The sequence below is a fragment of the Sulfurovum indicum genome (genome assembly GCF_014931715.1).
In the GTDB taxonomy this organism is placed as follows: domain Bacteria; phylum Campylobacterota; class Campylobacteria; order Campylobacterales; family Sulfurovaceae; genus Sulfurovum; species Sulfurovum indicum.
In genome coordinates, this window is record NZ_CP063164.1 from 129,047 (window position 1) to 150,950 (window position 21,904).

The 21,904-nt window shown below is 34.9% G+C and carries 18 protein-coding genes, 1 tRNA gene and 1 other RNA gene; 14 read left to right on the forward strand and 6 right to left on the reverse strand.

Annotated elements, in window-relative coordinates:
* Positions 1–13 precede the first annotated feature (13 nt).
* Entirely contained in the window at positions 14–1,105 is a 1,092-nt protein-coding gene (locus IMZ28_RS00635; RefSeq protein ID WP_197548730.1) for a tyrosine-type recombinase/integrase, read from the forward strand.
* Between the two features lie 77 nt (positions 1,106–1,182).
* Here the strand turns inward: IMZ28_RS00635 and IMZ28_RS00640 are convergent, their stop codons facing one another.
* Entirely contained in the window at positions 1,183–2,325 is a 1,143-nt protein-coding gene (locus IMZ28_RS00640) for a Fic family protein (RefSeq protein ID WP_197548731.1), read from the reverse strand.
* 339 nt (positions 2,326–2,664) lie between these two features.
* Between IMZ28_RS00640 and IMZ28_RS00645 the strand changes: the two genes are divergently transcribed.
* From IMZ28_RS00645 to IMZ28_RS00655, 3 genes are all read left to right on the forward strand, one after another.
* Positions 2,665–2,910 carry a helix-turn-helix transcriptional regulator gene (locus tag IMZ28_RS00645; protein ID WP_197548732.1) on the forward strand — a complete coding sequence of 82 codons (246 nt, stop codon included), beginning with the start codon at positions 2,665–2,667 and terminating at the stop codon, positions 2,908–2,910.
* Between the two features lie 23 nt (positions 2,911–2,933).
* On the forward strand, positions 2,934–4,109 hold the full coding sequence (locus IMZ28_RS00650; protein ID WP_197548733.1) for a hypothetical protein: 1,176 nt from the start codon (positions 2,934–2,936) through the stop codon (positions 4,107–4,109).
* Positions 4,110–4,294: 185 nt separating this feature from the next.
* Positions 4,295–5,449: a hypothetical protein gene (locus tag IMZ28_RS00655; protein WP_197548734.1), complete on the forward strand. Its 1,155-nt coding sequence runs from the start codon at positions 4,295–4,297 to the stop codon at positions 5,447–5,449.
* 34 nt (positions 5,450–5,483) lie between these two features.
* Here IMZ28_RS00655 and IMZ28_RS00660 read toward each other — a convergent pair.
* A protein-coding gene (locus tag IMZ28_RS00660; RefSeq protein ID WP_197547972.1) for an IS3 family transposase occupies positions 5,484–6,571 on the reverse strand; the annotation gives its coding sequence in 2 pieces (ribosomal slippage) (positions 5,484–6,319 and positions 6,319–6,571; 1,089 coding nt in all).
* A gap of 257 nt (positions 6,572–6,828) precedes the next feature.
* Here IMZ28_RS00660 and IMZ28_RS00665 point away from each other — a divergent pair.
* From IMZ28_RS00665 to IMZ28_RS00675, 3 genes are all read left to right on the forward strand, one after another.
* The gene (locus IMZ28_RS00665) at positions 6,829–7,065 is read left to right on the forward strand and encodes a hypothetical protein (protein ID WP_197548735.1); all 237 of its coding nucleotides are present in this window, start codon (positions 6,829–6,831) and stop codon (positions 7,063–7,065) included.
* 392 nt (positions 7,066–7,457) lie between these two features.
* Positions 7,458–8,522: a DUF4297 domain-containing protein gene (locus IMZ28_RS00670; RefSeq protein WP_197548736.1), complete on the forward strand. Its 1,065-nt coding sequence runs from the start codon at positions 7,458–7,460 to the stop codon at positions 8,520–8,522.
* A gap of 42 nt (positions 8,523–8,564) precedes the next feature.
* Positions 8,565–10,283, forward strand: a complete 1,719-nt coding sequence (locus IMZ28_RS00675; RefSeq protein ID WP_197548737.1) for a synaptonemal complex protein 1 — start codon at positions 8,565–8,567, stop codon at positions 10,281–10,283.
* A 77-nt stretch (positions 10,284–10,360) separates the two neighbouring features.
* Here the strand turns inward: IMZ28_RS00675 and IMZ28_RS00680 are convergent, their stop codons facing one another.
* On the reverse strand, positions 10,361–10,624 hold the full coding sequence (locus tag IMZ28_RS00680) for a hypothetical protein (protein ID WP_197548738.1): 264 nt from the start codon (positions 10,622–10,624) through the stop codon (positions 10,361–10,363).
* A gap of 128 nt (positions 10,625–10,752) precedes the next feature.
* Here IMZ28_RS00680 and IMZ28_RS00685 point away from each other — a divergent pair, with 128 nt between their 5' ends.
* From IMZ28_RS00685 to IMZ28_RS00715, 7 genes are all read left to right on the forward strand, one after another.
* Entirely contained in the window at positions 10,753–10,995 is a 243-nt protein-coding gene (locus tag IMZ28_RS00685; protein ID WP_197548739.1) for a helix-turn-helix domain-containing protein, read from the forward strand.
* Between the two features lie 105 nt (positions 10,996–11,100).
* Positions 11,101–13,458, forward strand: a complete 2,358-nt coding sequence (hsdR, locus tag IMZ28_RS00690) for an EcoAI/FtnUII family type I restriction enzme subunit R (protein ID WP_197548740.1) — start codon at positions 11,101–11,103, stop codon at positions 13,456–13,458.
* On the forward strand, positions 13,455–14,936 hold the full coding sequence (locus IMZ28_RS00695) for a type I restriction-modification system subunit M (protein WP_197548741.1): 1,482 nt from the start codon (positions 13,455–13,457) through the stop codon (positions 14,934–14,936). Before hsdR ends, IMZ28_RS00695 begins: the two co-directional genes overlap by 4 nt.
* Complete coding sequence (locus IMZ28_RS00700) at positions 14,937–16,703, forward strand: restriction endonuclease subunit S (RefSeq protein WP_197548742.1); 1,767 nt, start codon at positions 14,937–14,939, stop codon at positions 16,701–16,703.
* Positions 16,704–16,712: 9 nt separating this feature from the next.
* Positions 16,713–18,545 carry an SIR2 family protein gene (locus IMZ28_RS00705; protein ID WP_197548743.1) on the forward strand — a complete coding sequence of 611 codons (1,833 nt, stop codon included), beginning with the start codon at positions 16,713–16,715 and terminating at the stop codon, positions 18,543–18,545.
* Positions 18,546–18,621: 76 nt separating this feature from the next.
* The gene (locus tag IMZ28_RS00710) at positions 18,622–19,662 is read left to right on the forward strand and encodes a phosphoribosyltransferase-like protein (RefSeq protein ID WP_197548744.1); all 1,041 of its coding nucleotides are present in this window, start codon (positions 18,622–18,624) and stop codon (positions 19,660–19,662) included.
* Positions 19,662–20,303, forward strand: a complete 642-nt coding sequence (locus IMZ28_RS00715; RefSeq protein ID WP_197548745.1) for an NADAR family protein — start codon at positions 19,662–19,664, stop codon at positions 20,301–20,303. Before IMZ28_RS00710 ends, IMZ28_RS00715 begins: the two co-directional genes overlap by 1 nt.
* Positions 20,304–20,458: 155 nt before the next feature.
* Here IMZ28_RS00715 and IMZ28_RS00720 read toward each other — a convergent pair.
* From IMZ28_RS00720 to IMZ28_RS00730, 3 genes are all read right to left on the reverse strand, one after another.
* Positions 20,459–20,546 (reverse strand) — tRNA-Ser (locus IMZ28_RS00720).
* 15 nt (positions 20,547–20,561) lie between these two features.
* Positions 20,562–20,659: signal recognition particle sRNA small type (gene ffs / locus IMZ28_RS00725), an RNA gene on the reverse strand.
* Between the two features lie 119 nt (positions 20,660–20,778).
* Positions 20,779–21,858, reverse strand: a complete 1,080-nt coding sequence (locus IMZ28_RS00730; RefSeq protein WP_197548746.1) for an AAA family ATPase — start codon at positions 21,856–21,858, stop codon at positions 20,779–20,781.
* Positions 21,859–21,904: the final 46 nt, after the last annotated feature.

A 21,904-nucleotide genomic window follows, 5' to 3' on the forward strand; every position in this document is an offset into this window, starting at 1 on the left:
AATAGGAGTCCATATGAGCAGAATGAAGTCCAAAAAATATCAAGGTGTTTATCTTAATAAACTAGCAAATGGAGATATTAGTTATTCCATAGTTTACAAGGATGAACTTAATAAAACCAAACGGTTTACAGTAGGGAAAAAGTCTCAAGGTATCACAGAAGTCTATGCCAATCATAAACGTAATGAGTTTATCAATAAAATACATTTAGGGGAAGATCCTCTCGCACATAAAAAGAGAAGAGAAAAAATCACCTTAGATGTCTTAGCTGAACATTATTTTACAGATAAAGAGTATGAAAATAAAAGTAATCGTAGATCCTATCAAAAGTATCAACTGCATATACAACCAGTATTTGGCAATAGACATATCTTTGATATAGAAAAGCAAGATGTGCTTAATTTTCGTAATAGCTTCATCAAGAAAAAAGCTCCAAAGACAATCAACGGTATTATCCAACTTTTAACAGCCATCATAAACTACAGTATTAAAACAAAGGGACTAAAAATAGTCAATCCTTGTGTAGGGGTACCACGTTTAAAAACAAATGATAAAAGAGAACGATTTTTAACGACCAAAGAAATAGAGACGTTAATGTATGAGTTAGAAGATGAAGATCTATTTTTGTTTGCAAAACTTGCATTATGTACAGGTGGTAGGCTAGAGACAATTTTACATATTCAAAAAAAAGACATAGATCTGGATAATAGATTTATTACCTTATGTGACTTGAAAAATGATGAAACCTATACAGGTTTTGTTCCTCATGATATGGTGGAGTATTTTAAAGAGTATCTGCCTAACCTGCGTAAAAATGATTATATTGTAGGTGGATATCATAAAAAATATCCTACAAGAACCATTAGCCGACATTTAAAAACCATTTTGGATGATTTGTTTAATCAAGGGTTAGATAAAAAAGATAGTAAGAACAGGGTAGTAATACATACCCTGAGACATACTTTTGCAAGCCACCTGGCGATCAATGGCACACCTATCTTTACGATTCAAAAGCTTATGAATCATAAAGATATTGAACAAACTATGAGATATGCAAAGTTAGCTCCAGAGAGTGGTAGGGATAAGGTGGAGGGATTATATAAATAACTATATCTAGTAGTTACTTGGCAGTTAATGATATTAATTGACTATATAGTGTATGAGAATTTAGGAATCTAAATATTCTAGATGATTTTATTTTTCAAAACAATATCATAACAAGTACTTCTCCCGCCATGTCCTTCAACCTCACGTAATAAACCTTTATCTACTAATTCTTTGATATGGCGTGAAGCAGTGACTTGGGTAGTACCTGTAATACTTCTATATTTTTTATTAGTCAGACCACCTTCAAATTTTCCTTCTCCTGCATCGAGCAGCTTATTGAGGACTTTTATTTGTTTTTCATTCAAATTTAGATTTCTAGCTCTATCCCAAAACTTTGTTTTATCTACTACTATTTTTATATTTTCAAGAGAGATGGTAATTGCATGATTTATCATGTTTGTATGCCATGTCATCCACTCAGTAAAGTCGAATTTTTTATTATAAAGCAGTTTATTGGTACGTTCTAAAATATCATAATAGTTTTTCTTATCATCTTTTACTGCAGAAGAGATAGAAAAATACTTATAATTAAAGCCTAACTCTTTAGAGAGTACATAGTTTGTAATTGCTCTAGCTATTCTGCCGTTACCATCATCATAAGGGTGGATAATGACAAACCATAAATGAACAATAGCACTTTTAATGTAGGGGTTATCTTTAGAAGTATTGACATACTCAAGAAATACATCCATTTCATTTTCCAGTGTAGTGTAAGGAGGTGCTTCATAATGTACTTTTTCTTTCATGCCTCTACCAGATACTACAGACATCTCTTCTGAGCGATATTTGGCTACATCTATTTTATGCAAGCCACTGTACCCACTAGGGAAAAGGGCATTATGCCATCCATGTAGTCTTTGGGTAGTAAGAGGTTTGTGATTGAAACTACTATCCATTAGTACATCGACTAAACCATCTGTATGATATGTAGATGAGTCATTGATATAATCAAAGGTATCATCCAGTCTTTTTCGTACAGATGATCTCACGCTGTCTCTATTGAGTATCTCTCCTTCTATTTCTGATGAAGCAACGATTTCATTGGTAACAGCATCTATTTGTATAGAAGTGATGTTATCTGCATTAAGTGAGCTAATGGTTCCTTCAAGTATCCCAGTATTTCGAGATACCTTTGATAAAAGTGAATCAAGTTCTGCATGACTATATGGAAAGTTTGGATAGTTTTTATGTTGCCATATCCATTTTTTTGTTTCTTCCATAATATACCTTTGATATGAATAAGTGATTAATCATATCATAAAATGATAAGAATAGCAATTTAATCAGATCATTTTGTCATTTCGAGAAGAAAAATAGTTAAGTGAATTATGTAAAAAACTTGGGTGAAAATAAAAGAATGGAGAAAAATATGTTTCAAAAATACACAAAATAAGGAAGTAAAAAATTTCAATATTTCTCTTAAGATATATCAAAAAACAGATAATCTTATCATATTTTTCATTATAGACAGCTTATTTTCTATTAGCTAGCATTAGGTCATATATATCAATTTGATGTTGAATATATAACAAATTATATGACCTAATAAGGAGTAAGTTATGCAAGAGCAAACAAACAGAGATGAAATATATGAATATCTAAAATCAAAGTACAAAAGAGCTGTTATCGGTAAAAAAGAATTAGCTACAGAGCTTGGAATTTCACCCTCAACTGTTGATCTTTATATCTCTAAAGGTATGGGTATTCCGTCATATCGAAAATTAGGCACTGCCCGTAATGCAAAGGTCGTATTCACATTGGTTGATTTAGCTGATTACCTTACCCAGACAATTAAAACGGTTTAGATTTAAAAAGTATCTATATTCAAATGACTGTAAAAAAGTACAAACAGCTCACTATTTACGATATCTACTTTGATGAAGAGAGAAAACTACTTAAACCTGAAAAAGCAAATATCTCTAAAAAAGTTAGAGAGGGATATATCAATGCAGATTGGTTTAGGAAAACTTTATTTAATGCTACTTCTACTGGAGCTTGCATTAAATATAAAAAACCCAAAAGCATCTTCAATCAAAATGGGATTGAAATACTGGTGTCCCATTCCCTTAACCAGAAACATGCAGATGTTTTATCTATTTTATATACCGATAATTTACGTTTTAAAAAGATGAAACTCAAAGATGATGGAAGCTTCTATATTTATACAAGCTTATATCATATAGCTAAGAAGATGGGTTATAAAACCCCTAAAGGTGCAGTGCATAGAGTAAAAAGTTTACTGAATGATCTACGAGATACAGACTTTATCATCAAAAAAAAGATTCCAAACCATATAGACAAATATGATGAAATTAAAACAAAGATTCTAGGTGATTCTGAATACAGTAATTTAGATGAAAGTTATAGGGTTGTGGTTGGTGGTAAAAGTGCAAGAGTCTTAGCAATGAGTGTGGCTGTACGAATTGATAAAGCACTCAATGAAAAGATAGTTGCTATCCCAGATAATAGATCTAAAATAAAGGCATTAATTCGATATATCTTATCTAATCAAAGTTCCAAATATGGTTATACACTTGAACGTATTTTTGAGCGATACAACATTGGACAAAAGCCTACTAAAAATGTATCACAAGAGCTTAAAAAGAAAAATGATGCGATGAATAGAAAAGATAAAAGTGTCTATAGAAATCAACTAAGAGAACATCAAAAACTCTTAGAAGAACTCAATATTAGATTTGACGAAGAAGAGCAAAAAATCTACTATAAACAGCATAATCTTATTAGCTTTGATATGGGTATTGACCCTGTGCTTATTATGGCTCAAAATGAAGCCAATGGCACAGATAAATATATAGGCAAATGGATTAAATTACAAGATGAAACTTTAGCAAAAATTACAAATATTGAAGAGCTAAAAGATAACAAATTATCTGTAGATTTTTATATCCAACTAGAGGACAAAAAAGGAAAAATAAAAAGCATCTCAAGAGAAGAACTTGAAGATCTTTTTGATGAACATCTTAATGAATATTATGGTGTGTAATTTTACACACAACAAGCGTAGTGCGTAGTAAGTGTGTGCAAACACACATGCATCAAAATCAAACGAACTTGGGAGTTGATTTTCATACAGCATCTTGCAGAAGTGCTAGTATGCATATTAGCACTATTGCATAGATACTATATGTTTTTTGAACTCCACAAGCTACATTCAAAAAAGGATTAAAAATGGCAAAATCAAGTATGAACTCACAATCCGCACCAACTACAAGTGGTGGACACACAGAAGCAGAAATGATGAGAGAGTTTTTACCAGAGTACTTGCTCGAAAGAGATAAAAACTTTAGTGGGAATATGTATAAAGACTATGGTCTAAAACCACAAGAGTATTTAGAAAAAGCCAAGGTTGCAGCTAAAGAGAAAACAGGTAGAAAAATGCAGACAAAGGCGATTGAAAATTTTCTACAGGATTCTGTGATAAATTTAGAAAAACATCACACCATAAAAGACATTGAAAATCTCTTTTCAAATCTCAATAAAAGGTTTGGTGGATTCAAGGTTTTTAAAATTGCTATTCATCATGATGAAGGAGTTTTTTTAGATACAAAACATAATGTGAAAGATCTTGAATATGATAGTGAAAATCTTAAGTGGTATAAAGATGAAGAAGATGTCACATTAGAAGTTACGGACTATGCACCCAATAGAAATATTTTTTATAATGAAATAGATAATCATTGGTATTTTGATAAAGCTTTTTTACATAGAGCTGATATTAGCAAGCTTCAAAAACATATTAACTATCATGCCCATGTCCAGTACACGAAATTTAACATGGAGTTTGGTAAAAATCCACGACTTAGAAAAGCAGAAATGTCTGAGCTGCAGACTATTGTGGCTGATTCATTAAAAATGGAGCGTGGAGAGGTTTGGAGCAAAAGAAGAAGGCAAACACATTGGCAGAGAAAAGAAGCTCATGATCAGCAACGTGAAATCATTGCTAAACTTAAAGATGAGCTTAACACTAAACTCACTGCAATGCAAGAGAAGTTGGACAAAAAAGGTAAAGTCTCCAAAACAGATATTTCAGAGCTAAAAGAGATGCATAGGCAGGAGATGATTAAAAGTAAAGAGATTTATACGCCAGAGCAGTACCAATCTTTAAATGCTCTTTACAAGCAGGCAGTAGAAGATAATAAAGCTAAAGCGTTTGATCTAGTAAAATTTGAGTATGAAGTAGAACAATTAAAGCATGAAAATTCTATGTTAGAAGAAGACCTTGAAGAGAGTCTTGGTGAAGCGTATTTGGTAGAAGAGTCATGGAATCCAGATATAGAAGGTGTTAAAACGAGTGAAGTTCTATATAAAGACCTGTATGGGTAATCCTCCCATTTCCCAACCCCTCCAAAAGTAGAGACTAAGCTGCAAGAGCCAACTTCTGTTTGGGAGTGATCCCGCCTATTGCCATGTTAGGGCGTTCGTTATTATATACCCAAAGCCATTTGGTTGCAAATTCTCTTACCTCCTCGATTGTGTTAAAGATGTATTGATTAAGCCAATCATATCGAACAGTACGGTTGTAGCGTTCGATATAGGCATTCTGCTGCGGTTTGCCTGGTTGGATATACTCCAGCTTGATCTTTTGCTTTTTAGCCCAATTTTGTAATGCTGTAGAGATATATTCCGGACCATTATCACACCGTATGATCTTAGGCTTACCTCTCCATTCAATAATTCTCTTCAAAGATCTTATAACTCTTTGTGAAGGCAATGAGAAGTCTGCTTCAATTTCCAATCCTTCACGATTATAGTCATCAATCACATTAAAGAGCCTGAAGCTTCTACCGTCACTGAGATTATCATGCATGAAATCCATTGACCATACTTCATTGGGTGCAGTTGGTACACTCAGAGGCTCTGGTGCTTCCCTTTTGATACGTTTTTTAGGCTTGATCCTGAGATTGAGCTCCAGTTCTTTGTAGATGCGGTAAACTCGCTTATGGTTCCACTTATACCCTTTGACATTTCTCAAATATAAAAAGCACAATCCAAAGCCCCAGTTTCGCTGGTTATGCGTTAAGCGTATCAGCCAATCGGCTATAATCTCATTTTCCTCATTGAGTTTAGCTTCATACCTGTAACAGTATTCACTGATTCTAAAGGCTTTACAGGCTAAACGGACAGTTACTTGTTTTTCTTGAACAGCCCTCATAGCCATCTTCTTACGCAAAGATGGCTTTACCACTTTTTTTCCAAAGCCTCCTGTACGATCTCTGCTTTTAAACGCTCTTCTGCATACATCTTTTTTAGACGACGGTTTTCCTCTTCAAGCTCTTTGAGCCGCTTCATCAAGGAAGCATCCATACCTCCATACTTAGATCGCCAGTTATAAAAGGTCGCACTACTTATACCATGCTCTCTACAAATTTCAGGAACCGGTATTCCGCTTTCTGCCTGTTTTAAAATTGATAGTATCTGTGTATCACTAAATCGTGACTTCTTCATAGAAAATCTCCTTATAATATTTTACTGGAATTTTCTACTTTTGGGAAGATTGGGTTTTTGGGAGGATTACCTATGAATCTGAAAAAGAAGAAAAAGAAGAGTTAGAAGAAGCTGTTGAAGAGCGTAATAAGTATATTAAGGACTTAGAAGATGGGTATAGCAAAATAGAAACGCATCTTTTTGGTAAAGATGAATCAAGAGCTATAAATACCATAGTAACTAAGGTTTCCATACTGCAAAGCATGGTTAGTAAATTTGTGAACTTGATTGAGTTTGTGAAAGAAAGAGTTCCTCTTATCTCGACTATGTTTAGTATAGCTGATAAAGAACTTATAAAAGATGCTATTAAAATAACAAAACAGGCTCAAAATGCCTTAGAAGATGAAAATACAGGTAAAGAGGCATCTAACATAAAAAAAGAGACTACAAGCGATTCTGGGCAATCAAATAAATCTAAAAAATCTCGTCCTCAACGAGAAAAAAGGAAAATTTAAAAGCTCTCAAAGCTTTTTTTGGATTTTTTCTTTTTCTGCACTAATAGAGAACCGTTAGTTCTCTATAGTACTATGTTCTAAGAACAGTACTATATATAGTACTAATAAATATCATACCTCGATGGTAACAATGTAATATATCAAGGGTAACAGGGTAATACGTCGATGGTAACACTCTAATATATCAGTGGTAACAATGTAATACATGAGTGGTAACATTGGGTATTTTTTTGGAAGGGAATAGCATATTTGATAAAACTATTTAAAATATGCGAATAGATGACTATATAAAACTCTGAATAATTTTGGATAGAATATAGTTAATAATCAAAAGAAGGTATGAAAAATATACGTAATAAAGTTATATTTGGAGTTGCAGAGGGAGACTTTTAATGAATAATGATAATCCCTTACTTGCTTCACAAAGAGAAAAAGCAGGTTCTGAAACTTTTGGAAAATATTTGTATCAATATCATTGGGCACTTTATCGAGTTTTAAAAGAACATGAGGAAGGAAAAGAATACGCAGTATTTGTAGAATTACATGAAGATGTTGTCTTAGCGACTTCTTTAGATAAAAATCTAGCTAATTTTGAATTTTCTCAAATAAAAACTACAAAAGCAAATTTTACTCAAAATAGCCTTGTTAAAATTGGTAAACAAAATTCTGTTTTAGGCAAATTAATTGATAGTAGTACAAAACAAAAATTCGCAGATTCAATTACAAAGATAAATCTTGTTTCAACGGGAGGATTTAATAAGGATTTTCATCCTAAAGGCTTAGATTTAGAAGATATCTGTATTAGTGATATTCCTGTTGATAATATGTCTGTGTTATGTAGTGAGATTATGAAAGAGCTTTCATTGCAATGTTTTCCTATTAATTTACATTTTATTACTCCCGAGTTACCAGAAAAAGGTTTTCAAGATTCTATAATTGGGTATATATCAAAAGTTGTTTCTAAACTTTACCCAGATTCCATGACACAAGCAGAATATATCTATAGACCATTATATGACGAGTTAACAAGAAAAGGTATTGTTAAAAATGATTTTAAAGAATGGGAAGAGCTTTTAGATAAAAAAGCATTAACTTCTATAACTGTTAATAAAGTTATTAGACAGTTTACGAAGAGAAAAGATGATGATAAAATTTTTAGAGAATTAGATGAAATTTTGAAAGAGTTAGGGTTAAATACTATACAGCGGAAAAGTTGGATAAAGTCTTTTGAAAGATATTATTTAAATCGTATTGGAAATAAAACATTGCATCAATTAGATATTCAAAAAGAAATTGAAGTTAATATAAATGATTGTAATGATGAAATTTCTCAACTGATTGATCTTTGTTTAATAAATTTATCTCAAAATGTCAAAGAAAAATTTAATGAGGAAAAAGATATAAAAACAGCAATTATATGTGAATTTATTTTGAAGGACATAGAATGCAAAGAGTAGAAAATTATAAACTGCTAATAAGAAACTTAAGGAATAAACATAATGAAAAACTTATACTTCAAACAACTGCTACTACTGTCAAATTCCCAAAAATCTGCAAATCTATTCGAGTTCAAAAAAGGGTACAATCTAATAACAGCGAATGATAATAGTGTAGGGAAATCAACTTTAGTTAAGTTGTTATTATGGGCAATGGGATGTGAACCAGAACTCGATGGTACATGGAAAAGTTTAGATTGTAAAGTATTACTTCATTTTTCAATTAATGAAATCAATTATTCTGTGCTTAGAGATGCAAATCTCATATATTTAAAAGAGGGAGATAAAGATTTTATAAAATTTACTAGTATTTCTGGAGATTATTCTAAAGTTTTTTCCCAACTAGTTGATTTTAAAGTTTTACTTCCTGATAGATCTGAAGATACCCAACTTATTACGCCACCACCAGCATATTATTTTTTACCATTTTATATAGATCAAAAAAGGAGCTGGGCAAAAGCATGGGATAATTTTGAAAAGTTAACACAATTAGCTAACTGGAATCCAACTGTTATTAAATATCATGTTGGCTATTTACAAGCAAAACATTTTGAATATGAGGAAGAGTATCATATTGAACAAAAGAAAATAAAAGAATATATGCATGAAGTTGAAAAAATAGATTATGCTCTTGAGGTTGTTACTTCACATACGATAAATGCAGGGAATACAGAAGTTACTTTAGATTCAACAGTCTTTGAAGATATGACGCAGGAAATACAGAAAGAGTTACTTGATTTGTCAAATCAACAGGAGGATATTTTAAATAATTTATCAAATGTTATGTCAGATAAAGCCTATTTGGAACACCAAAAATCACTTGCTGAACATTTAATGAAAGAATTAGATAAAGATTATGTTTTTAGTGTAGAAAATATCGATAGTGATGAAGTAGAATGCCCTCTATGTGGAGTGATACATGAAAATTCTTTAGTTAACAGAGCTTCAATTCTTTCAGATAAGGAACAAGCAAATGAACAGTTAATTACTATTGATAGTAAATTAAAAACAGTAAATAATAAAATCATAAATTTAAGAAAAAAATCTACAGATATTAAATCTAAAATTAATGAAATAAATGCGAAATATACAGTAACGGATGAATCTAAACAACTTCAATTAAATGAAGTAATTGAAACTTTTGCATATCAATCTATTGATAGAAATATAAAAGAAACAAAGAAAGAAAAATTATTAGATATTGAGGATTGTAAAGAAAACCAAAAATCAATTAAGAAAGATCAATCAAAATTATTACCAAAAGAAAGAAAAGATGATATCAATAATGCTTTTATGGATTTATTAAAAACATATATTAAAATTTTAGATGTTGAAGAACTTAGTTTAGCAAAAGTTAACACACCTCTAAATTATAACCCTATAATAAAAGAAGGAGGTGCAGCAGAAGGGGCTCGTGGTATTTTAGCATATTACCTTGCCATCTATTCGCTTTCTGATATGTATGCAGATGAAGTAATATCTCCTCTTATTATTGATACACCAAATCAACAAGAACAGTCTCATAAAAACTATGAAAATATTATGAAGCTTATAACTACGAAAATACCTTCTGACAAACAGGTAATTATGTGTGCTATGGAAAATAATATTTTAAAGGAATATGAAGAACAGGCAAATATAATTAATTTAGATAAGAGTAAGCTTTTGAAAAAATCAAAATATACGCAGATAAAAACTATTTTTGATGAAATTGAGGGATAGATTATCTATCTCTCACATAAACCTTATAACCAGGCTCAGTATCATAAAGATCCTTATCTCTTCACGATACTCTGTCATTAAGAATCCTTCTGAGAAATAATTTCCATTTCTTCTTCAATAATGATAGAAAGCTTTGTTGAATAAAGAGCCTTATTGTATTTTATGTTTCTAGTCGTTGTATAGTGGTTCTCATTAATTTTTTTACGTTTGGCTTGTTGTACAGTAAATGTTTCAAAGTTAATATATTTAATTTGTTGGATCTCTCCATCCTCATCAATAATATGCACGTCACGAAGTAACTCTCTTGCTTTAAAAAGTTTATCTACATTAATTACTTTCATATTAACCTTTTTTATTAATTTTTATAAGAGAGTTTTCCTCTCTGTATCATTTTATTATGACAAAGAAGAGCTTAAATAATGACTAGTGAGTCATTGTAATAGTTTACTGATACATATATCATTACTCCATGACTTCAGAAAAGCTAAATAAAATTACCGAAGAGACGCTAGATAGGGTTTCTAAGAATGTGGTTAAATACAGAAAAGAAAAAAACTACTCACAACTACAATTAGCTTTAGACATAGGACTAACAGGTAATGCTTTCATAGCAAGAGCAGAGAACAGAACTAACAATGCTCATTTTAATATTGAACATCTTGTAAAAATATCTACTGTATTAGATGTAGAAATTTCTAAATTTTTTCAATAGCTTTTATGAATAATATACTATAGAGAACTCTAGGTATCTTTACGCTAAAATAAATCTTAAATAAAAATATTTCGTTTAAGTGTGACATCTTCATAAAGGCTTATTGTGGATAAGAAAGAAAAACTAGAACTCAGTGAATCAGATATCCGAGCACTTTTTATCACACCAGCTATTAAGAATGCTGGATGGGATGAATTTATACAAATTCGTCGTGAAGTTACGCTTACTCCCGGTCCTGTAGTTGTACGGGGACAAATGTCTCATCGCAATAAAAAGAAAAAAAAGTTTGCAGACTATGTTCTCTCTTGGAAAAAAGGTGTACCTGTAGCCGTGGTGGAAGCCAAGGAGAATAACTATACTGTAAGTCATGGTATGCAACAGGCTTTAGGGTATGCAGATATTTTGGAAGTTCCCAGTGCTTTCAGTTCCAATGGGGATGCCTTCGCCTCACACAATAAAGTGCCAGAACCTCATGAAGATATTGAAACAGAATTCCCCCTAGAAGCTTTTCCTTCTCCAGAGGTACTCTGGAAAAGATATAAAAAATACAGAAATATTGAAGATGATACAGAAGATCTAGTCACAGAACCATATTATGAAGATGGATCAGCTAAAGAGCCTCGATACTACCAGGTAGAAGCCATTAACAGAGTGGTTGAAGCAGTAGCTAATGATCAAAAAAGGCTACTGCTTGTTATGGCAACAGGTACGGGGAAAACCTATACGACGTTTCAAATCATTTGGAGACTTTGGAAAGCCAAAAAAGTTAAAAGAGTTCTTTTCCTTGTCGATAGAAATATTCTCGCAGATCAAACGATAGTCAATGATTTTAAGCCTTTTGGTTCAGCGATGAATAAAGTGAAAAATAGGAAGATCGACCCCTCGTATGAGATCCATTTAGCACTTTATCAGGCGATTACCGGACCCGATGAAGAAGATAAGATCTTTAAAAATGTATCGCCCGATTTTTTTGATATGGTTGTGATAGACGAGTGCCACCGTGGAAGTGCAGATGAAGATTCATCATGGCGGGAAATATTGGACTACTTTTCCAATGCTATTCAACTGGGACTTACCGCTACACCAAAAGAGACAAAATATGTCTCCAACATCACCTATTTTGGAGACCCGGTTTATACCTATAGTCTGAAACAAGGGATCGAAGATGGATTTCTTGCTCCCTACAAAGTCATACGTATAGACATAGATAAAGATATTTATGGATGGACTCCTCCAGAAGGTATGACTGATGACCTTGGGCAAGAGTTGGAGAAGAGGGTATACAATCAAAAAGATATGGATCGCATATTGGTGCTGAACCAGCGTACAAAACTGGTAGCCAAGAGAATCATGGAGTACCTCAGAGCAACCGACCCTTTTGCCAAGACTATTATTTTCTGTGAAGACATCGATCATGCGGAACGTATGAGAAGAGCCATTGTAAATGAAGCTAGAGAGTTGGCAATAGAGAATCCTCGTTATGTAGTACGCATTACAGGAGATAGCGTTGAGGGTAAAGCAGAGCTTGATAACTTCATAGACCCGGAGAGTAAATTCCCGGTGATCGCCACAACATCAGATCTGCTAAGTACAGGTGTAGATGCCAAGACATGTAAACTCATAGTGTTAGATAAAACGATCAATTCCATGACCACTTTCAAGCAGATCATTGGTCGGGGGACACGGATCGAAGAGGAGTTTGACAAATACTTTTTTACCATCATGGATTTCAAGAAAGCTACAGAACTCTTTAAAGATGAAGAGTTTGATGGTAAGCCAGTAGTTATCTATGAACCTGATGACGATGATGATCCTGTGCCTCCAGATCCGGAAGGTGAAGATGATGATGAAGGTGAGGAAGAAGAGGGTGAAGAAACCGGAGACGGTATCAGAAAATTCTTTGTCGATGGTGTGCCTGCCAAAATCATAGCAGAGCGTATAGAGTACATAGGAGATGACGGGAAGCTCATCACAGAGTCCTATCGTGATTTTAGTAGAAAGAAGATCAAGTCCGAGTTTGAATCTTTAGATGTATTTTTGCAGCGTTGGAGCAAGACCAAAAAGAAGCAGGCTATTTTAGAACTTTTGGAAGAACACGGGGTGATACTGGAAAACCTGAAAGATGAAGTAGGCAAGGATTATGGAGAGTTTGACCTCATTTGTCATATCGCTTACGATAAACCGCTACTCACAAGAAAAGAGCGTGTCAACAATGTTAAAAAACGTAACTATTTTACGAAGTATGAAGAGAAAATGAGAGCTGTACTGGATGCATTGCTTGACAAATATAAGGATGAAGGTATTAAAACATTGGAAAATACTAAAGTATTGAAGTCAAAAGAGTTTGCCAAAATAGGAACTCCCATAGAGATCATTACCCAGATATTTGGGAGTAAAGAGAAATATGAAGATATGGTAGCAGAGTTGGAAGAAGAACTGTTTAGAGATGAGGAATCAGCATGAGTAATGTATCGGGTGTCATAAAATCCATTCAGGATATTATGCGTAAAGATGTGGGGGTCGATGGCGATGCCCAGCGTATCAGTCAACTGGTCTGGATGTTTTTCCTCAAGATCTATGATGACCGAGAGGCAGAACTGGAAATATTGGAAGATGATTTTAAGTCACCTTTACCCGAAGAGTTAAGATGGAGAAACTGGGCAAAAGACCCGGAGGGTATTACTGGTGAAGAGCTTTTCAATTTTGTCAATAATCAGCTTTTTCCTGCACTCAAGAAACTGACAGTTTCAGGAGATGATAAAAAACTTGCCCAAAGAGCCAAAGTTGTACGAACCATTTTTGAAGATGCCTACAACTATATGAAGTCAGGTACGCTCATGCGACAGGTGATCAACAAGATTTCCGAGATAGACTTTAACAACACGAAAGACCGCCACACCTTTGGGAATATTTACGAACAACTCCTAAAAGACCTCCAAAGTGCAGGGAATGCCGGAGAGTTCTATACCCCTCGTGCGGTAACCAGTTTCATTGTTGACAGGGTTGATCCGAAGTTACATGAAAGTGTACTTGACCCTGCGTGTGGAACGGGTGGCTTTTTGACTACAGCTGTAGAGCATAAGCGTGAGCGTTATGTAAGTTCAGTTGAAGATGAAGAGACGCTTCAAACTTCCATTCATGGGGTAGAGAAAAAAGCGATGCCGCATATGCTCTGCGTGACAAACATGATACTGCATGGCATAGACACACCGGAAAACATCTTACACGGTAATACACTTGAGCGCCCCTACAAAGACTACACAGAAAAAGACAGAAGAAATGTCATTATGACGAACCCACCTTTTGGCGGTACAGAAGAAGACGGGATAGAAAATAACTTTCCCTCAGACCTGCGTACTCGTGAAACAGCCGATCTTTTCATGGCACTCATCATCAGGCTTCTGAAAAATGAAGGGCGTGCGGCGGTGGTGCTTCCTGATGGGTTTCTCTTTGGTGAGGGGATGAAGACACGACTCAAAGAGAAGCTGATGACTGAATGTAACCTGCATACGATTGTCAGACTCCCAAAAGGGGTGTTCAACCCCTATACGAGCATCAAAACAAACATTCTCTTTTTTACCAAAGGCAAGCCTACCAAACAGGTTTGGTACTATGAGCATCCATACCCGGAAGGGGTCAAAAGCTATAACAAAACAAAGCCGATGCGTTTTGAAGAGTTCAAGCCTGAGCAAGAGTGGTGGGGTGATGAAACAGATGGTTTTGCCTCACGGGTACAGAACAGACAGGCGTGGAAAGTCTCTATGGAGGAGATCATAGAACGAGGGTACAACCTGGACATTAAAAATCCGCATCTTGAAGAGCAGATCGACCATGATCCAGATGAACTCTTGAAGCTCTATGCCTCACAGAAAGAGTCCATCGCATCCATCCAAAACCAGATAAAAGATGTGCTTCAAAAAGCGTTTGACGGAGAGGCATAAATGACTGATGTCATCATAGAACATTTAGATATCTGGACTTCAGCCGTTGTAACGAAAAAGTCCGCAGGGCGTGGCAGCAGCAAAAAGCAAGAAACCTATGGCATTAAAAAACTGCGTGAACTCATACTTGAGTTGGCTGTACGTGGGAAGCTTGTACCACAAGATCCAAATGATGAGCCAGCGAGTGTGTTACTTGAGAAGATTGCTGAAGAGAAAGAACGGTTGATTGAAGAGGAAAAGATTAAGAGGCATAAGCCTTTACCTAAAATAGATGATAATTTTAATCCATTTAAATTACCCGAAGGATGGAGTTTTGTACGTTTAGGCGATATTACAAATCGTATTGGTTCAGGAAGTACACCAAGAGGAGGTAAAAGTGCCTATGTAGAAAAAGGAATTCCTTTTCTAAGATCACAAAATATCTGGAATCATGGTTTAAATCTTTATGATGTTGCTTATATCTCTGAAGAAACTCATGCAAAAATGTCAAATACTACAGTCTATGAGAATGATATTCTTTTAAATATTACGGGGGGTTCATTAGGACGCTCTACAATATTTCCCAGTGGTATTGGCGAGGCAAATGTAAGTCAACACGTCACAATTATAAGGCTCACAGATATAACAATGAAAAACTATGTGCACCTTTGTATTTTGTCACCATATATTCAAAAAATGATTTGGGATCGTCAAGTTGGTGTTGCACGTGAAGGATTAAGTAAAAAGGTGCTCGAGTTATTTGAGATACCTTTGCCACCTATAAAAGAGCAATATCGAATAGTCAAAAAAGTAGATGAGCTCATGGCTCTTTGTGATAAATTGGAAGAGGAGCAAGAAGAGAATAGCATCACACATCAAATACTGGTAGAGACGCTGCTTGGTACCCTTACCAATGTTGAGATAGCAGAGGAGTTCACCGGTGTATGGCAACGCATAGCAGAGCATTTTGATGTGCTTTTTACGACAGAGCAAAGCATAGACAAACTCCAGGAGACCATCTTGCAACTGGCAGTCATGGGCAAGCTTGTACCGCAAGACCCCACTGATGAGCCGGCGAGTGTGTTGCTTAAGAAGATTGCGGAAGAGAAAGAAAAGTTGGTTAAAGAGGGGAAGATTAAGAAGCAGAAGCCTGTCTCTGAGATTGAAGAGAAAGAAATACCTTTTAGTTTACCTAAGAGTTGGACATGGGCTAGACTTTCAGAACTATGTATTTTAGAAAATGGAGATCGTAGTAAAAATTATCCAAACAAATCTTTATTAGTAGATAAGGGTATTCCATTTATTAATGCAGGACACCTTCAAAATAATATGATAAATATTGATGATAAAAGCTATATAACTAGAGATAGGTATGATTTACTAAGAAGTGGAAAAGTAAAGGAGGGTGATATATTGTTTTGTCTTAGAGGATCACTTGGAAAAACCGCATTAATCAAAGATATTGAATTTGGAGCAATCGCATCTTCTTTAGTTATAGTTCGACTTTTCTCTATAATGTACAACAAATATACTCTTGCATATTTCAATAGCCCATTATCAAAAGAAATAATGAAAAACTATGACAATGGTACAGCCCAACCTAATCTCTCTGCTAGTGATTTAGGTAAGTTTTTAGTTCCCATCCCTCCCTTGTCTGAACAATATCATATAGTTAAAAAATTAGATGAACTCATGGTTCTGTGCGATAGATTAAGATCAGCCATCCGTGAACTACAAACAACTCAAGTCAATTTGGCAGATGCCGTGGCACAGCAGTTGGTAGAATAGGTAGCAGAAATGACAAAAAAAGCAGAAAGCTGGTGTGATAGAGATGAACATCACCTTTTTGAACTCTATGAGGACTTTAATGAATGGCTGGAAGGTGATGAAGGACTAGCAGTAAGAGAAGCTAACTATATAGATGGACTCTCTCAACCCAGCAAAGCATTTTACGCTAGTGATAAAGAAGCCTATGAGCAAGCGTTAGAACGTTACAGGCAAGAGCGTTACCATGAAGTGTTGAGTAAAGAGTATATTGCTGAACACTTTTCAGATGAACATTGGTATGAAAAAAATGTTTCACGTTTTGACCAACTTGTAGATCGCATAGCTTCCGGAGATGTGGTTCCTTTCATTGGTGCAGGACTATCTGTAGCTGGTGGTTTTTCTACATGGGAAGGTCATTTGCGCCAGCAGGGAAGGACAGCAGGCATAGATGCTGAGCACATCGAAGGGTTACTTTCATCGGGTCAGTATGAGACCGTCATTGAAGAGATAGAAGAGAGTAGAGGTAGAGAGGTCTTTGCTCAAGAGATCAGAGATGTGTTTGGCAAAACAGGGGAGCTTACGCAGGTAACACTGCTCATTTCAGAACTTTTTACCGACACACTCTTGACGACAAACTACGATAAGCTTATTGAACAGGCTTATGACACCGGTGCAAATAACTTGCAGATCATCAGTGGAAGAAATGCAACGGAGGAACCCAAAGCAGATCATGTAACCGTTGTTAAACTTCATGGAGATGTAGATGATCAAACTACCTGTATATTGAGTAAAAACCAATATGATGAAGCTTATGGCAATGAACATATCAATATGCACTTACCCATCCCTAAACTGCTAGAGTATTACTATAAAAACAGTAGCTTACTCTTTTTGGGTTCCAGTTTGAACAGTGATAGAACCGTACAAGTTTTTCGCACAATTAAAGAGAGTTTAGGTGATGTAGAGATACCCCCACACTTTTCCATAGAAGCTGCTCCTGAGACTGAAAAAGAGTTGGTAGAGAGAAATGCTTATTTGGTGAACTTGGGTATTGCACCTATCTGGTTTGAAAAAGGTCGATATGAGTATATAGAAAACATATTGAGGCTAGCTAGAAATGAAGTGCGATATAGAGGCATAGGAGAGTCTGAAGTAGAAGAAATAGTAGAGACTAAGAAGCCATGTAAATTAGACATAGAGCTTTCTGAATTTCTACATGACCTGATAGACTTAATGCCATTGATGCATTGGTTACACAGGCACGTACCCCAGAAAGAAACAGCAAAATATTTGCAAAGTATGCAACGTGTATTTTATGCAGATTCATTTTTTATAGACAATGTAGATGAAAACTTACGCATAGGTGTCGAAAACTTAACAAGAGCATTGTCTAATAAACCTAAATTTGATGGCTATACACATGAAAAACTATTGGTTGCTTTTAAAAGCTTTCAGAAGTACTTTCAATCTATAGGTATACAGCCATATCCTACAGATGGCACAGAGTGGAACATACATGAACTGTTTACTATCCCTTATACTCAATTTGATAGCAGTGAACTTACAGCATCAAACCCAAACCATCATCTCTCCAGATTAGCCATGATACTTTTAGAACATGGACGAAATCAAAAACACAGTCCTAAAAATTATTGCGAATTACCTTCATCCCTAAACGTAGAGATAAGTGATTACTTGACAGTTATCCTCAAAGAAAAACTTGGAATTGAGATCCCCGACCGTATACAGAATGGACATATTGATGAGATAAGGGAATTGTGTAAGAGTGCTTGGGATCATCAGGAGGAGTTACATTATGTAGGTTTTCTACAAAGGGTTATGAGGTGTTTTAGTAAAACTTAATTAGACAAGTTTGATACTTTGATATACTTTTTACAAGGCTATATGAAGTTAAAATGATAATAAAAAGGTTAGATATATGAATAAAAAAATTGATAAGATTATTAAAGTAGCCAGTGATTATCATAAGCCATTAACTAGAGAAAGTGTAACTCAGTGGATAAATCAATTTGATGAAGTAGATAGGATATTTATATTAAAAGAAACACTTCATATACTTAAACAAACATACATTTCAGAGGATCAAGCTAAAAATAATTTGCGGGTTATGCTAAGTAAACTATGTACTAAATATGGTTTTTCTACAGTAGAGGACTTTCTTGAGAATGTTACTTTTTTAAAGTGTCAAAAAGCATATAAAAGCCAAAGTGTATTATTGGATATGTTAAAAACCATAGCTCAATCAGATTATGATATAGATATTAGTATTAATGATTTGGATAATAATAAATATTGGTTTTATCTAGATGATAATTTATCGACGGGTAGTACATTTTTTAATAATATAGTAAAAACTATTGATACTTTTAGTTATGATAAATTTAAAGAACAAAATATAAGAATAATTTCATGTTTTTTTTATTTACATGTCTGGGGATTTAAGAATACAAAATTTAGATTGACTAAAAGATATACTACTGAGATAGACAATAAAATAACTTATCATCGATTTAATATAATAAATAACAATCCAAGAATACATAGTCATTATAATAATCCTGCGTTTAATTGTGCTTACTGCAAGGATACAAAGGATGTTAGAGTAATAGAATATTTAGATAATTTACCGACTATGACAGACTATGATAGTATGAGTAATAAAGATTTTGCCTTCAGACCAAATGATAGACCAAAGGTAGAGACTCTATTTTCATCTAAGGTATCAAGAGATCGGTATGAAAAAATAATTTTAGATAAGGGTTTAGATATTTTAGAAAAAGTAGGAGATCATGGAAAGTCAACACGTCCATTGGGATTTGTCAATCCTACATATCAAACTTTAGGAATGGGAAGTTTTGTTTTTACTTGGCGTAATATTTCAAATACTTGTCCAATTGTATTTTGGTGGGAACCAAATGGTTGGAAACCTTTGTTTTATGTAGCCAATAGAGGGTTATAGTGTATACAAATAATAAAAATATAAGATCCTATACTAAAGATGAATGTATCTCTTTTAGAAAGACAAAAGAAGCATATGGGGAACTGTCTAATATGGTTTCAGGATATCCTTTAGTTGTAAACAATACTTTTTTCTTATCCTCTGAAGCGTTATACCAATGTTGCCGATTTCCTCACCTACCTGATGTACAAAAAAAGATAATAGAACAAACTAGTCCAATGACGGCAAAGATGGTGTCTAAACCATTTAGACATCAATCACGACTTGATTGGGATATGCATAGAATAAAAATTATGAAATGGTGTATAAGAGTAAAATTAGCACAAAACTGGGATAGATTTTCAAAAGTTTTATTATCTACAAATAGTTTAGCTATAGTTGAAGATTCTCATAAAGATGAATTTTGGGGTGCAAAATTTAATGGAGAAACTTTTGTTGGAGTAAATGCATTAGGTCGCTTACTGATGGAGTTACGTGAAGAGATAAAAAATAAACCAAAAGAAGAATTTAGGCAAGTCCCCCCTCCGATGATAAATGATTTTTTATTATTTAGAAAACAAATCGGAATAGTTACTGAAACAGATAAAAAGATTTTTTTAGAAAATAGTAATATATATCAGCAAAAAAATTTGTTTGGGTAATATAGTTTTTAGTTATTATATTGATATTTTTAAAGTTTGTTTTAATATTTAGAGATTACAATAGTTACCAATAGGTTACCAATTTGGTTTAACAAGAATATGAAACTTTATGAAAAGCCCACTGCATCGGTGGTTGTGAATGTATGAAAATTAACTGGCAGAGAGGAAGGGATTCGAACCCTCGAGGCTGTTACACCTACACGAGTTCCAGTCGTGCGCCTTCGACCACTCGGCCACCTCTCTACGGTCTGTAAGTACCCCTTCCCAGATGGCTGCGGCACACGAGAAAGAGGGGTGGGCTGCTACGTTCCCGTCCTGACCCGCTGTCCCTCAGTCCCGTTGCACAGGTCTGAAAAGAGGCGGGGAAATTATAGCGAAGCCTTGCTTATGCAAGCCTAAGTAGGTAGTGATAGTGATGGGGAAAATAGGCAGAAGAGAAAAATAAAAATCCTCTATCAATCATCACTGTCACTAATCACGCATCACTCTCCGCGTGCGCAATGCTCCATTCGTTGAACGGTATGGCCTCAAAGTGCAGCTTCTCAATATCAAAAGCATAACTGTTTGCTACGGTTACGATGGTGATCTTTTGAATGCCGTGCTTTTTGTAGAGGGAAAACTTGTTCTGCGATTTGACCCAGATACTCTCTTCGCTCTCGAAGGGGGCAGGGATGATCAGCTCATTTGCATCGGTAAGGTATCCATGTACGCCAAGTGTTTTAAGACGGATGCCGTGTTTGATGAGTGTAAGGGTGATCATGGTATCAAACTGGGTACCGAACGGCTGGTGAGCAGTCAGGTACTTGACAAAGGCAAAATCGTACAGAAGCATCTTTTTGCCGCTTCGTTTGATGGCATTGTCTATGAAGTAGAGCAGCCCCTCTTCCTGGAAACGTTTGATCGTACTGTAGACAAAATCTTTCGAGATCCTGAAATGCTCTTTGGTAAAACTGTAGATCTGGTGTACGGTCATAGGTTGTGCATTGTGGCGTGCCAGAATGAGGATGAGCGACTGCTCATTGGGGCTGAACTGCTGCTGAAAGAACTGTTTCATCAAAAGTGTGGTGCTTCTGGTATGTTTTGCCATAGCCGGAAGCGTACCGGTTTTAAGAAAATGGTTCAAAGCTGCAGTAGCAGAACCGGCATGTTCAAAGGCAAGGAACTCTTCATAGTCCAAAGGAAAGAGCTGCAAAGGCATAAAGCGTTCATTATGCAGCGGGATACGACTGACAATGATGAGACGCGTTACATCCGGAAACTCATCGAGCATACCTTCCTCATAATGGTCGAGTATCAGCTCCGCTATCTCATACTCTTTTATGTACTCCTGCAGCGGCAGCGTATCGAATGTGTTGAGGATGAGGTTCGGGTCTTCCAGGTCGATATAGAGTGTGTGTTCATCTCTTTGCTGAAGATAATCAAGCACCAGTGCAGTTTTCCCGCACCCTCTCGCACCGTAAAGGTTGACATCTCCCATAGGAGGGATCATCGTTTTTCGTAAAGTAAAATGGTCGTTCACAGGAGGATGTTCATGGTAATGTTCAAGAAGATCCATTGAAATATCTCCAATCCTTCCTTTTTAAAAGGAAACAATTTTTTAA

What these genes read in the sequence shown, in the direction of transcription:
- IMZ28_RS00700 (WP_197548742.1), top strand. Translation starts at nt 14,937, where the DNA reads ATGACTGATGTCATCATAGAACATTTAGATATCTGGACTTCAGCCGTT.
- IMZ28_RS00635 (WP_197548730.1), top strand. Translation starts at nt 14, where the DNA reads ATGAGCAGAATGAAGTCCAAAAAATATCAAGGTGTTTATCTTAATAAA.
- IMZ28_RS00705 (WP_197548743.1), top strand. Translation starts at nt 16,713, where the DNA reads ATGACAAAAAAAGCAGAAAGCTGGTGTGATAGAGATGAACATCACCTT.
- IMZ28_RS00695 (WP_197548741.1), top strand. Translation starts at nt 13,455, where the DNA reads ATGAGTAATGTATCGGGTGTCATAAAATCCATTCAGGATATTATGCGT.
- IMZ28_RS00645 (WP_197548732.1), top strand. Translation starts at nt 2,665, where the DNA reads ATGCAAGAGCAAACAAACAGAGATGAAATATATGAATATCTAAAATCA.
- IMZ28_RS00670 (WP_197548736.1), top strand. Translation starts at nt 7,458, where the DNA reads ATGAATAATGATAATCCCTTACTTGCTTCACAAAGAGAAAAAGCAGGT.
- IMZ28_RS00650 (WP_197548733.1), top strand. Translation starts at nt 2,934, where the DNA reads ATGACTGTAAAAAAGTACAAACAGCTCACTATTTACGATATCTACTTT.
- IMZ28_RS00640 (WP_197548731.1), bottom strand. Translation starts at nt 2,325, where the DNA reads ATGGAAGAAACAAAAAAATGGATATGGCAACATAAAAACTATCCAAAC.
- IMZ28_RS00675 (WP_197548737.1), top strand. Translation starts at nt 8,565, where the DNA reads ATGAAAAACTTATACTTCAAACAACTGCTACTACTGTCAAATTCCCAA.
- IMZ28_RS00685 (WP_197548739.1), top strand. Translation starts at nt 10,753, where the DNA reads ATGACTTCAGAAAAGCTAAATAAAATTACCGAAGAGACGCTAGATAGG.
- IMZ28_RS00710 (WP_197548744.1), top strand. Translation starts at nt 18,622, where the DNA reads ATGAATAAAAAAATTGATAAGATTATTAAAGTAGCCAGTGATTATCAT.
- IMZ28_RS00680 (WP_197548738.1), bottom strand. Translation starts at nt 10,624, where the DNA reads ATGAAAGTAATTAATGTAGATAAACTTTTTAAAGCAAGAGAGTTACTT.
- IMZ28_RS00730 (WP_197548746.1), bottom strand. Translation starts at nt 21,858, where the DNA reads ATGGATCTTCTTGAACATTACCATGAACATCCTCCTGTGAACGACCAT.
- IMZ28_RS00655 (WP_197548734.1), top strand. Translation starts at nt 4,295, where the DNA reads ATGGCAAAATCAAGTATGAACTCACAATCCGCACCAACTACAAGTGGT.